Genomic DNA, 12059 nt, shown 5'->3' with positions numbered 1-12059 from the left:
ACACGTCGGGACGGGGAGCCACCGGAACCCGGAGAACTGGAGCGACCACATGAGCCTCGGCGTGCGCTGGACCCTGCACGGCGACGGGAGGACACCCGCTCCGGGAGCCGTCGTCCGGCCGGACGAGCGGCTCTCCTGGCCCCGTACGGTCGGCCTCGGCGTCCAGCACGTGGTGGCGATGTTCGGCGCCTCGTTCGTGGCCCCGGTGCTCATGGGCCTGGACCCCAACCTCGCGATCATGATGTCCGGTGTCGCCACCGTGATCTTCCTGCTGGCGACCCGCGGCACGGTCCCCTCGTACCTGGGCTGCTCGCTCTCCTTCGTCGGCGTCGCCGCCGCGATCCGGGCCTCGGGCGGCACCAGCGCCACCGTGACCGGCGCGGTGTTCGTGGTCGGCGGGGTGCTGTTCCTGGCCGGCCTCGCGGTGCGGAGGTTCGGTGCGCGGATCATCCACGCGGCCATGCCGCCGATCGTCACCGGCGCCGTGGTCATGCTGATCGGTTTCAACCTGGCCCCGGTCACCGCCGCCACCTACTGGCCGCAGGACCAGTGGACCGCGCTGCTCGTGATGCTCTTCACCGGCCTGGCCCTGGTCTGTCTGCGCGGCTTCTGGTCGCGCATCGCGATCTTCCTCGGCCTGATCTTCGGCTACGGCATCTCCTGGGTCTTCGACCTGGTCTTCGGCAAGATCCACTCGATGTCCGCGAGCGGCCAGGTCACCGACCACTGGCGGCTGGACCTCTCCGGCGTCGCCAAGGCCGACTGGATCGGCCTGCCCTCGCTGCACGGCCCCGGCTTCGAGTGGTCCGCGATCCTCGTCGCGCTGCCCGTCGTCATCGCGCTGATCGCCGAGAACGCCGGACACGTCAAGGCCGTCGGCGAGATGACCGGCGACCCGCTGGACGACAGGCTGGGCACCGCGATCGCCGCCGACGGCGCCGCCTCGATGCTGTCCACCGCCGTGGGCGGGCCGCCGAACACCACGTACTCCGAGAACATCGGCGTGATGGCCGCCACCCGGGTCTACTCCACCGCCGCCTACTGGGCCGCGGCCGGATTCGCCCTGCTGTTCGGCCTCTGCCCGAAGTTCGGCGCGGTCGTCGCCGCCATCCCGGGCGGCGTGCTGGGCGGCATCACCGTGATCCTGTACGGCATGATCGGCCTGCTCGGCGCGCAGATCTGGATCAACGCCGACGTCGACCTGCGCAACCCGCTCAACCTGGTCCCGGCCGCGGCCGGCATCATCATCGGCGTCGGCGGCGTGAAGCTCACCTTCACCGACACCTTCGAGCTCGGCGGCATCGCCCTCGGCACGCTCGTCGTGATCACCGGCTACCACGTGCTGCGCGCCTTCGCCCCGGCCCACCTGAAGGAGCAGGAGCCCCTGCTCGACTCCGGCACCAGCTCGTACGAGGCCGGCGCCGAGGAGACGTCGAAGAACTGAGTGATTCGCCCGTTCCGGCGAAGCCGGGCCCGAGGAGTTCCCTCCGGGCCCGGCGGCTGGGAGCCTGCCCCCATGGCGCAGACCCAGCAGACCAGTCGGCAGATCGGGCCGTTCGTGGCGCTCGACCCCGTCGTGGACCGGATGCGGTCGCTTCGCGCGGCCTGGCACCCGGCCGACGGGGTCGCGGTGTTCAACCGGGTCTATCTGACGGTCACCGAGGAGATCGGCCGGGCCATCGAGGCGGGCACCTTCGCCGACCGGCGGGCCGCCGCCACCCTCGACGTACGGTTCGCCCAGCGCTATCTCGCGGTCGTCGACGCCGTGGCCGGCGGCAGCCGGGCCCCCGCCTGCTGGCGTCCGCTCTTCCACTACCGGCGGCACCCCGGGGTACGGCCGCTGCAGTTCGCGCTCGCCGGGATCAACGCGCACATCGGCCACGACCTGGCGCTCGCGGTGGTCGACACCTGCCGGACCCTGGACTGCGCGCCCACGGACCTGGAGGACGAGTTCGACCGGGTCGGTGACGTCCTCGTGCTCCTGGAGGAGCGCATCCGGGACGAACTGATGCCGGGCCCGGACCTCCTGGAGGTCGCGGACCCGCTGACGCATCTGCTCGGCTGCTGGAGCCTGGACCGGGCCCGGGACGGGGCCTGGCTCGCCGCCCGCTCGCTGTGGCAGCTGCGGCGGCTGCCCGACCTGGCCGAGGAGTTCACCGAACGCCTCGACCGGTCGGTGGGCCTGGTGGGGCGGATGCTGCTCACCCCGCTCGCGCGGCCCTGATCGTCCTTGGACCCGGTCCCGGGACTCAGTCCTCCGGCAGCTCGACCGGGGCGATCTCGTCGTACACGTCGCCCGGACCGGGGTTGGTGCCGTCGGTCGCGCCGCCGAAGTGGTGCATGACGCCCCAGACCGCGTTGAGCGCCGTCTGCACCGCGCCCTCGGCCCAGCCGGCCGTCCACGAGATGTCGTCGCCGGCCAGGAAGATGCCGCGCTTGTCCTCGGGCAGGCCGTCCTGCATGAAGTGGGTGAACAGGCGGCGCTGGTAGCGGTAGTGGCCGGGCAGGTTGGCCTTGAAGGCGCCCATGAAGTAGGGCTCGTTCTCCCAGGAGACCGTCACCGGGTTGCCGATGATGTGCTTCCGGATGTCGACCTTCGGGTAGATCTCGCCGAGCGACTTCAGCATGACCTCCATCCGCTCGTTCGCGGACAGCGGCAGCCACTTCAGGCTGTCGTCGCACCACGTGTACGAGAGGCAGATGACGGCCGGCTTGTCCGGGCCGTCGTCCAGCAGGTAGGTGCCGCGCGTCATCCGGTCGGTGAGCGTCATCGACATGACGTCCCGGCCCGTCTCCTCGTCCTTGTCCAGCCAGAACGGACGGTCCACGGGAATGAAGAGCTTCGAGCTCTCCATGTAGTGGGTGCGCTCCATCGCGGTCCAGTGGTCGATCGGGAACAGCGAGTCGTCGCACGCGATCTTGGACAGCAGCATCCACGACTGGGCGGTGAAGATCGCGGCGCGGTAGGTGCGGATGTCGCCGGAGGCGTCGGTGACCGTGATCCGGTTGCCGGCCGCGCGGTGCAGGCGGGTCACCGCCGGGCGCGGGGTGCCCTCGTGCAGGGAGCTCAGCGAGGTGCCCTGGGCCCAGTGCACGATCTTCTCCGGCTCGCGCTCCCACAGGCGCAGCGGCAGCTGCTGCGAGCCGCCGACGATGCCGCGGTGGTGGTCGTCCGCCTCGGTGTAGACGACCCGGAGGATCTCCAGGATGGAGTTCGGGAAGTCGGTGTCCCAGCCGCCGGTGCCGAAGCCGACCTGTCCGAAGATCTCGCGCTTGCGGAAGGACTGGAAGGCCTCCGACTTGCAGAGGAAGCCGTAGAAGGTCTCGTCGTCGAGCTTCTCGACGAGCTTGGCCCAGATCTCGCGGATGCGCGGGACGTCGCGCTCGCGCATCGCCCGGTTCATGTCGGAGAAGTCGGCGCCCTCGTCCAGACACGCGTTCCACGCCTCGGCGACGTCGCGGTAGATCTGCGGCAGGTCGTCGATGGTCTCGGCGTAGTGGGTCTCGCCCTTGAGGTCGACCACGGTCGACGGGGTGGCCTCGGCCAGCGGGTTCGGGAACGGCCTGGTCTCCAGGCCGACCAGGTCGATGTAGTGCTGGAGCGCGGTGGAGGACGGCGGGAAGCGCATCGCGCCCATCTCGGCCGTCAGGCCCTCGGTCTCCGGGCCCTCGAAGCCGACGGTGCGCAGCCGGCCGCCGATCTGGTCGGCCTCGTAGACGACGGGCTTGAGGCCCATCTTCATCAGCTCGTACGCGGCGATGATGCCGGAGAGGCCGCCACCGATGATCGCGACCTCGGTGCCGTGCTCGGTCGCGGGGACCTGCCCGAGACCGGCCGGGTGGGCCAGGAAGTCGTCGTAGGCGTACGGGAAGTCCGGACCGAACATGGTGATCGGCGGCTGCTGCTCGTCGGCGTGCTCGACGGCGTTGGGCACGGTGGACGTCATGGGGTACGGACTCCTTGCACGAAACGGTGAAACAGGCGGGAGGGCGGGGGCGGCTCAGGCCCGGTCGTGGACCAGGGGGCCGTACAGGCCGGGGCGGCGGTCGCGGAGGTAGGGGTTCTCCGCGCGGGAGGCCGCGAGGAAGTCGGGGTCGACGTCGCCGAGGACCAGGTCCTCGCCGCGTCCGGCGCGGGCCCGGGCGGTGCCGTCGGGGCCGGCCAGCGTGGACAGGCCGACGAACTCGAATGCGCCCTCGGGGCCGGTCCGGTTGGCGTACGCCAGGTAGAGCTGGTTCTCGAAGGCGCGCACGGGAACGACGGCCTGGGGGACGATCTCGGCCGGGTGCATGAGGGCGGTCGGCACGAGGAGGAGGTCCGTGCCGGCCAGCGCCTGCGCCCGTACGTTCTCCGGGAACTCGACGTCGTAGCAGATCATCAGGCCGACGGTGAGGCCGCCGAGCCGCGCCTGGACGACGGCCTGGTCGCCGGGGGTGAACCACTCGAGCTCGAAGTCACCGAAGAGGTGGGTCTTCCGGTAGTGCGCGAGCACGGCGCCGTCGGCACCGAAGAGCTGCGCGGAGTTGTGCAGCACCCCGTGGGCCCCGGTGTCGCGCTCCGGGTAGCCGTAGCCGACGGCCAGGCCGTGGCGGACGGCGATCTCGGCGACGGCCTGCGCGGAGGGCCCGTCGGCGGGCTCGGCGAGCCGGGCGATGTCGGCGCCGATGGCGTAGCCGGTGAGGAACAACTCGGGGGCGAGCAGCAGGCCGGCTCCGGCCGCGGCGGCGCGTCCGGCGGCCTCGTCGAGGATCTTCAGGTTGGCGGCGACGTCACCGAGCTCTCCGGAGCTCTGGAGCAGGGCGATGCGCAGCGCGGGCATGAGCGATCCTCGGGGCCGGAGGGGAGGGAGAATTTCGAGGAGAAATTCAAAGGGAAGACGTCAAAAACGGTACGGTTTCGGGCTCGGCCGGGACAAGGCGAGACCGTTGCGGACCGACCGTCGAACCGTTGCGCGATCGTCGGCCCTGGCGGCGATTCGTTGCGCACCCCTCCGACCGCAGGCGTACGGCTCCCCCGCCGCGTGGCGGAGACGCGGACCCTCCCCCGGCCCGACGCCCTGGCGCCGGCCGCGCGGAAGAGTGGTGGGCGTCCGGAAGACACCCCGGACGACCTGCCGAAACGGCCTGCCGAAGGGACCGCACGTCATGAACCGCCGTACGAAGATCGCCGCTGTCGCCGCCGCCCTGCTGATCACGGCGGGGGCGGCCGGCTCCGCCACCGCCTCGGGCGACGGGAGGGGCGGCAGCCGGGAGGCGGCGGCGCTCACCGGCACCGCGAAGCTGTACCGGCCGGCCGGGGACGACATCACCTTCAGCTTCGACGCGCATCTGGCGGCGGAGCACAACGACGACCCGCAGGCGGCCACGGGCACCTTCCGGTTCAGCCACTACAAGCCCGGCTTCCCGGGCGGCTACGCGGTGGCGAAGGTGGACTGCCTGGTCACCGGCGGCAAGATGGCCGTGGTGACCGGCGTCATCGTCGACACCGACATCAAGGAGCGCCTGGGCAAGCGGGTCGGCGTCTCCGTCAACGACCTCGGGAAGCACGACCGGCTGGGCTACAGCTGGGTCGGACGGGAGACGGACCTGGAGGTGCCGCCCTGCCTGAGCTCGGCCCCGTTCGAGAAGGTCGAGGACGGCACCGGTGACTTCCACGTGCTGCCCTGGCAGCTGGAGTACCCCACCGAATGAGAAACGCCCGCCGGGCGGGCCGCCCCACGGGGGTGGGCGGCCCGCCCGGCGGGCGTGCGCGGCGCTGCCGGGCGGCCGCTACGCGGGCGAGCCGGAGGAGAAGCGCCGCAGGAGCGGCGAGAGCACCAGGACGGACTTGGTGCGCTCCACGAAGGGCTCACCCGCGATGCGCTCCAGGACCCGCTCGAAGTGGCGCATGTCGGAGGCGAAGACCTGGACGACGGCGTCCGCGTCACCGGTGACGGTCGACGCGGACACCACCTCCGGGTACCGCTCCAGCCCTCGCCGGATGTCCTCCGGCGAGGTGTTGTGGCGGCAGTAGATCTCGACGAACCCCTCCGTCTCCCAGCCGAGCGCCGCCGGGTCCACCCGTACGGTGAAGCCGGTGATGGCGCCCTCGGCCCGGAGCCGGTCCACGCGCCGCTTCACGGCGGGCGCGGAGAGGCCGACGAGCGAGCCGATGTCGGCGTAGCTGCGGCGGGCGTCTTCCGCGAGGGCGTGGACGATGCGTTCGTCGAGGTCGTTGAGTCGCACTACGGGTGGATCACTTCTCTGCGGGGGCCTCTGCCAGGGCCGGGGCCGTGGCCAGTCGGGAGCGGCGCATGCCGTACAGGAAGTAGAACACGAGTCCCGCGGCCATCCAGCAACCGAAGACCACCCAGGTGACGGAGTCGAGGCTGAACATGTTGTACGCGCAGAAGAAGAAGCCGAGCACGGGGAAGACCGGCCCGAACACCACCTTGAAGGTGCGCGGCATGTCGGGGCGCGTGTAGCGGAGCACGACGACCGCGATGTTGACCAGTCCGAAGGCGAAGAGGGTGCCGATGCTGGTCGCGTCGACGAGCTTGCCGAGCGGGATCACCGAGGCGAGCGCGGCGCAGAACAGGGAGACGATCACCGTGTTGACGCGCGGGGTGCCGGTCTTGGCGCTGACCCGGCCGAAGGCCTTCGGGACGAGGCCGTCGCGGGACATGGCGAAGAGGATGCGGGTCTGGCCGTAGAGCACGGTCAGGACGACGCTGGCGATGGAGATGACGGCGCCGGCGGCGAGCAGGGTGCCCCAGAAGGTCTGGCCGGTGACGTCGTTCATGATCGCCGCCAGGGTGGCCTCGGAGCCCTCGAAGTCCTTCCAGTTCCAGGCGCCGACCGCGACGGCGGCGACGAGGACGTAGAACACCGTGACGATGATCAGCGAGAGCATGATCGCCCGCGGCAGGTCGCGCTTGGGGTTCTTGGCCTCCTCGCCGGCCGTGGAGGCCGCGTCGAAGCCGATGTACGAGAAGAAGAGGGTGGCGCTGGCGGCGCCGATGCCCGTGACGCCGAGCGGCATGAAGTCCTTGTAGTTGCCGGACTTGAAGCCCATGAAGCCGATGGCGCAGAAGAGCACGAGCGCGGCGATCTTCACCGCGACCATGATCGTGTTGGCCACGGCGGACTCACGGGCGCCGCCGAGCAGGAACACCATCGCCAGCAGGACGACGATCAGGCCGGGCAGGTTGATGATGCCGCCCTCACCGGGGGCGGAGGACAGCACGTCGGGGATGGTGACGCCGATGGTGCCGTCGAGCAGCTCGTTGAGGTACTCGCCCCAGCCGACCGCCACGGCGGCCACGGACACGCCGTACTCCAGGACCAGACACCAGCCGCAGACCCAGGCGACGAGTTCGCCCAGAGTTGCGTACGCGTACGAGTACGAGGAACCGGCGACCGGTATGGAACCGGCCAGCTCGGCGTACGAGAGGGCCGAGAAGAGGGCCGTGAGGCCGGCGATCACGAAGGACAGCGTGACCGCGGGGCCGGCCTTCGGAACGGCGTCGCCGAGCACGACGAAGATGCCGGTGCCGAGCGTCGCACCGATGCTGATCATGGTCAGCTGCCACATGGAGAGCGAGCGGCGGAGGGTGCCGCCCTCGCCCTGGCCACCCTCCGCCACCAGGTTCTCTACCGGCTTGCGGCGGGTCAGGGCGGAGAGCCCGGAGGTCGTGCGGGCGGTCGGGACGGACGTGTCCTCGGCCGGTGGGGCTGCGCCGTGGTCAAGCACTGCGGGGGCTCCTTATCGCTGCCTGTCGACGAGCGGGGACCGCGGCGGTACGCGGGCATGCCGAGACAGCCCACGGGGGAAGGGGGAACCGCCGAGCAGGCGGTCGCCGCCACTCCTGGTACGGGGCACGAGCCTAAGGGCTAGAGCTTCGCAGTCGTAATGCAGGGTTGTTGCGCACTGCCGGATGATCATTGCGCTCTTCGGGCACAGACGGGGAAACATTGCGCTCCCCCGCATGAATCGACACATCGGGGGCATGACGTGCCCGTCATGCGCATTGACTCCTCGGGCCCGACGACCCACCCTGCACCCGCCCGAACGGAGGTCCTCGTGAGCTGGCTGGAGCCCGAACCCTTTCTCCGCGGCACGGCGTGGCTGGACGGCGACCGGCCCGTCCGCGCCGACCCCGCCGACCTCGGACGCCTGCCCTGGGACATCGCCGAGCGGGCCGCGCTGCCCATCGGCGTGCGGGTGGAGTTCACGGCCGCGCCCGGCACCCGGGCGGTCGAGCTGCGCTACCGGGCGGCGCCCCCGCCGGCCGGCGACTCCCTGCGGGCCCTGCGGCACTGCTTCGCGCTCTGGCGGGGGACGCGCTGCGTCACCGAGGTGTTCGCCGAGCCGGCCGAGGAGGCCGTCGTCCGGATCGAACTCCCCCCGGCGGGAGGGGAGTTCACCGTCCACCTGCCGGAGGGGCAGGCGCCGGTCGTGCGCGGCCTGCGGCCGGTCGGCGGGCGCCTCTCCCCCGCGCCGCGCCGCCCCCGCTGGCTGGTCCACGGCGACTCCATCACCGAGGGCTGGTGGTCCACCCGCCCCGCACACGCGTGGCCCGCGACGGCCGGCCGGACCCTCGGCCTCGACCCGGTGAACCTCGGCTACGCGGGCGGCGCCCGCGGCGAGCTTCCCCTCGCCGAGCACCTGGCCCGGCTCCCGGGCGCGCTGATCACCCTGGCCTTCGGCACCAACTGCTGGGCGGCCGTGCCCAGTTCGGCGCCCCTGCTCTACGAGACGACCCGGGCCTTCGTCGGCCTGGTCCGCCGCGGCCACCCCGACACCCCGCTGCTGCTGCTCTCGCCCGTCCTGCGCCCGGCGGCCGAGCACACCCGCAACGCCCTGGGCGCGACGCTCGCGGAGCTGCGTACGGCGATGGAGGAGGCCGTACGGGACCTCGTGGCGGCCGGCGACGCCCGCCTGGCCCTGCTGCCCGGCGGCCCGCTGCTCTCCCCGGAGGACCTGGCGGACGGCCTGCACCCGAACGACCGGGGGCACGCGCGGCTCGCCGAGGCGGTGGCGGGGGCGCTGCGGGCGGCCGGCTTCGTGGACCGGCCGGTCAGTCGAGCCGTCTGACGAGGAAGGTGCAGCCGTCGGCGTGGTCGCGCCGGACGCCGTCCGCGTCCGTGTACCCGTAACGGTCGGTGTACGCCGTCACGGGCGCGTAGCCGAGGCGGGCGTACAGCGCCGCCGCCCGGGGGTTGTCGTGGGCCACGCCGAGGCCGAGGAGCGTCCTGCCGCGCTCGCGGGCCAGCTCCTCGGCCGCGCGGACCAGGGCCGTGCCGATGCCCTGGCCGCGCAGCTCCGCGCGGACGTCGAGGCCGTTGAACTCCGGGCAGTCCCCGAGCGCGGCCCGTACCTCGGGCGCGGCGCAGCCGTCCCAGCGGACCTGCCCGTGACCGGCCGGCAGGCCGTCCCGCCAGGCGATCAGATACGTCCCGAGCCCGGCCTCCTGGCGGGCCAGCCGGTCGGCGTGCCGGGTGGGCGCCCCCGGGGCGGGCAGGTGGCGGTCGAGCAGGTCGAGGTCCTCGGCCCGGCAGGGCCTGATCTCCGTACGGTCCATGCGGCCGACCGTACGGGAACGCCGTGGGCCCCCGGGAGGGATTTCCCGGGGGCCCACGGTGTGCCGACGCGTGCCGGCGGTGCCGGACTAGCTCCAGCTGGCGTGCAGCGGCTTGCCCTCCGCGTAACCCGCGGCGGACTGGATGCCGACCACGGCCCGCTCCTCGAACTCGGCGAGCGAGCCCGCACCGGCGTAGGTGCAGGAGGAGCGGACACCGGCGATGATCGAGTCGATCAGGTCCTCGACGCCCGGGCGCTGCGGGTCGAGGAACATGCGCGAGGTGGAGATGCCCTCCTCGAACAGCGCCTTGCGGGCGCGGTCGTAGGCGGACTCGTCGCTCGTGCGGTTGCGGACGGCGCGGGCGGAGGCCATGCCGAAGGACTCCTTGTACGCACGGCCCTGGGCGTCGTGCTGGAGGTCGCCCGGGGACTCGTAGGTGCCGGCGAACCAGGAGCCGATCATGACGTTGGACGCGCCGGCGGCGAGCGCCATGGCGACGTCGCGGGGGTGACGGACACCGCCGTCGGCCCAGACGTGCTTGCCGTACTTCTTGGCCTCGGCGGCGCACTCGAGGACGGCCGAGAACTGCGGGCGGCCCACACCGGTCATCATGCGGGTGGTGCACATGGCGCCGGGGCCCACACCGACCTTGATGATGTCCGCGCCGGCCTCGACGAGGTCCTTGACGCCCTCGGCGGCGACGATGTTGCCGGCCACGATCGGGACGTGCGGGTCGAGCGCGCGGACGGCCTTGATCGCGCTGATCATCGACTCCTGGTGGCCGTGGGCCGTGTCGATGACGAGGGTGTCCACGCCGGCGTCGAGCAGCTGCTTGGCCTTGCCGACGAAGTCGCCGTTGATGCCGATGGCGGCGGCGATGCGCAGCTTGCCGTCGGCGTCGGTGGCGGGGGTGTACAGGGTCGCGCGGAGGGCGCCCTTGCGGGTGAGGATGCCGACCAGCTTGCCGTCGGCGTCGACGGCCGGGGCGTAGCGGCGGTTGGCGCCGTCGAGGGTGTTGAAGGCCTCGCGCGGGTCGATGTCGGCGTCGAGGAGCAGCAGGTCCTTCGACATGACCTCGGACAGCTGGGTGAAGCGGTCCACGCCGGACAGGTCGGCGTCGGTGACGACACCGACCGGGCGCCGGTTCTCGTCGACGACGACACCGGCGTTGTGCGCCCGCTTGGGCAGCAGGGAGAGCGCGTCGGCGACCGTCTGGTGCGGGTCCAGGACGATCGGGGTGTCGAGGACGTGGTGGCGGGACTTGACCCAGCCGATGACGTCGGTGACGACGTCGATCGGAATGTCCTGCGGAATGACGACCAGGCCACCGCGGCGGGCGACGGTCTCGGCCATGCGGCGGCCGGCGATGGCGGTCATGTTGGCGACGACCAGCGGGATCGTCGTACCGGTCCCGTCGGGCGAGGCGAGGTCCACGGCCTGGCGGGAGCCGACGGCCGAGCGGCTCGGCACCATGAACACATCGTCGTACGTGAGGTCGTACGGCGGCTTGACGTCATTGAGGAAACGCACGTGCTGACATCCCAGTCGTTCGGATCGGCCCCTAGGCATTTCAGCCAGGGGAAAAAGCACGTAGTTCATTGTCCCACGCCGGGGGGCGCGGAAGGTGCGGGCTAATCATCCGAGCCTTGCGCCGAGGCGCCTGTCCGATCCTCCAAATCGTCGGGGTGACCCCCGAGCGACAGCAGGACCGCGAGGCCGGCGGAGCTGGCCCGGGCAGCCGCCGAGAACACCTCCTGGGCGATGGACCACTCGTCCGGTTCGGCCTCCGCATAAGCCTGCCAGTGGGTCACCACGATCGCCATGGGTTGGCGCATATCGGCGAGACAGTCGGCGAGGGCGTCCCAGTTGCGGCCGAACCAGACCGGCAGCGGAAGGGCGTGCACGCAGCGGTTGATGAAGGCCGTCTTGTCCGTGACCCCGTGCAGGTCGAGGACGACGGCGTCATCGATCCTCATCGGTGACCACCTCCCGGAAGCTCTGGTAGTGGTCGTCCGTGTAGTACGTCTCCCCCCGCTGCCCGGTGACGATGCGCCGCGCGCCCCGGTCGCGTTCGCCGGGGGTCCTGACGGTGTACTCGTGGTAGTAGCCCCGCTGGCGCCGCGGCAGGACGCGCTCGAAGTTCGAGAAGACCGCGCCGTCCCTGGCGTACGGGAAGGGGCCACCGCTCCTGATGAGCGCGAGGGTCTGACGGGCCTCGCGGGGCAGCTCGTCCTCGCGGACGGTGGGGAGGCCGGACGAGGCCGTGGGGCGCCCGGAGGCCCGTGTGGGGGCACCGGCGGAGGCGGGACCGGAGGCGGCGGTACGGGAGGGGGCGGGGGTACGGGAGGGGGCGGCGTCGCCCGGGCCCGTGCCGCCGCCGGAGCACCCCGTGAGCCCGGTGAGGAGCAGCGCGAGCCCGGCCAGGAGCGTGAGCCCGAGCCGGGCGCAGCGGTGGATCATGCGCCGATGCTGCCACCGCCCCGCCCGCGAGGGCGC

General features: G+C 72.0%; 12 protein-coding genes. 4 read left to right on the top strand and 8 right to left on the bottom strand.

Annotated elements, in window-relative coordinates; genetic code table 11:
- The first annotated feature begins 49 nt into the window (after positions 1–49).
- Complete coding sequence (locus tag ACIGXE_RS26335) at positions 50–1444, top strand: uracil-xanthine permease family protein (RefSeq protein ID WP_399751354.1); 1395 nt, start codon at positions 50–52, stop codon at positions 1442–1444.
- A 72-nt stretch (positions 1445–1516) separates the two neighbouring features.
- The gene (locus tag ACIGXE_RS26330; protein ID WP_399751353.1) at positions 1517–2224 is read left to right on the top strand and encodes a DUF5995 family protein; all 708 of its coding nucleotides are present in this window, start codon (positions 1517–1519) and stop codon (positions 2222–2224) included.
- A gap of 25 nt (positions 2225–2249) precedes the next feature.
- Here ACIGXE_RS26330 and ACIGXE_RS26325 read toward each other — a convergent pair whose 3' ends face one another.
- The gene (locus tag ACIGXE_RS26325; protein ID WP_399751352.1) at positions 2250–3947 is read right to left on the bottom strand and encodes a flavin monoamine oxidase family protein; all 1698 of its coding nucleotides are present in this window, start codon (positions 3945–3947) and stop codon (positions 2250–2252) included.
- A 54-nt stretch (positions 3948–4001) separates the two neighbouring features.
- A complete protein-coding gene (locus tag ACIGXE_RS26320) occupies positions 4002–4820 on the bottom strand; it encodes a carbon-nitrogen hydrolase family protein (RefSeq protein ID WP_399751351.1) in 819 nt (272 codons plus the stop codon).
- A 325-nt stretch (positions 4821–5145) separates the two neighbouring features.
- On the opposite strand from ACIGXE_RS26320, the gene ACIGXE_RS26315 reads away from it, so the two are divergent.
- Complete coding sequence (locus tag ACIGXE_RS26315) at positions 5146–5691, top strand: Repetin (RefSeq protein WP_399751350.1); 546 nt, start codon at positions 5146–5148, stop codon at positions 5689–5691.
- Positions 5692–5769: 78 nt separating this feature from the next.
- Here ACIGXE_RS26315 and ACIGXE_RS26310 read toward each other — a convergent pair whose 3' ends face one another.
- Both ACIGXE_RS26310 and ACIGXE_RS26305 read right to left on the bottom strand, forming a co-directional pair.
- On the bottom strand, positions 5770–6225 hold the full coding sequence (locus ACIGXE_RS26310; protein ID WP_030691274.1) for an Lrp/AsnC family transcriptional regulator: 456 nt from the start codon (positions 6223–6225) through the stop codon (positions 5770–5772).
- A 10-nt stretch (positions 6226–6235) separates the two neighbouring features.
- Positions 6236–7732, bottom strand: a complete 1497-nt coding sequence (locus ACIGXE_RS26305; RefSeq protein WP_399751349.1) for an amino acid permease — start codon at positions 7730–7732, stop codon at positions 6236–6238.
- Positions 7733–8062: 330 nt separating this feature from the next.
- On the opposite strand from ACIGXE_RS26305, the gene ACIGXE_RS26300 reads away from it, so the two are divergent.
- On the top strand, positions 8063–9076 hold the full coding sequence (locus tag ACIGXE_RS26300) for a GDSL-type esterase/lipase family protein (RefSeq protein ID WP_399751348.1): 1014 nt from the start codon (positions 8063–8065) through the stop codon (positions 9074–9076).
- On the opposite strand, the gene ACIGXE_RS26295 is transcribed toward ACIGXE_RS26300, so the two are convergent.
- The 4 genes from ACIGXE_RS26295 to ACIGXE_RS26280 form a co-directional block, all read right to left on the bottom strand.
- Complete coding sequence (locus tag ACIGXE_RS26295) at positions 9060–9563, bottom strand: GNAT family N-acetyltransferase (protein ID WP_399751347.1); 504 nt, start codon at positions 9561–9563, stop codon at positions 9060–9062. The genes ACIGXE_RS26300 and ACIGXE_RS26295 overlap by 17 nt on opposite strands.
- An 87-nt stretch (positions 9564–9650) precedes the next feature.
- Positions 9651–11093 carry a GuaB1 family IMP dehydrogenase-related protein gene (locus ACIGXE_RS26290; RefSeq protein WP_399751346.1) on the bottom strand — a complete coding sequence of 481 codons (1443 nt, stop codon included), beginning with the start codon at positions 11091–11093 and terminating at the stop codon, positions 9651–9653.
- A 101-nt stretch (positions 11094–11194) separates the two neighbouring features.
- A complete protein-coding gene (locus tag ACIGXE_RS26285; RefSeq protein ID WP_399751345.1) occupies positions 11195–11539 on the bottom strand; it encodes a barstar family protein in 345 nt (114 codons plus the stop codon).
- Positions 11526–12023: a ribonuclease domain-containing protein gene (locus ACIGXE_RS26280; RefSeq protein ID WP_399751344.1), complete on the bottom strand. Its 498-nt coding sequence runs from the start codon at positions 12021–12023 to the stop codon at positions 11526–11528. Before ACIGXE_RS26280 ends, ACIGXE_RS26285 begins: the two co-directional genes overlap by 14 nt.
- Between the last annotated feature and the right edge of the window lie 36 nt (positions 12024–12059).

The organism is Streptomyces sp. NPDC053431, assembly GCF_044544925.1.
Taxonomy (GTDB): domain Bacteria; phylum Actinomycetota; class Actinomycetes; order Streptomycetales; family Streptomycetaceae; genus Streptomyces.
The sequence above is the reverse complement of the archived record's forward strand: the minus strand, read 5'-3'. Positions and strand labels throughout refer to the sequence as shown.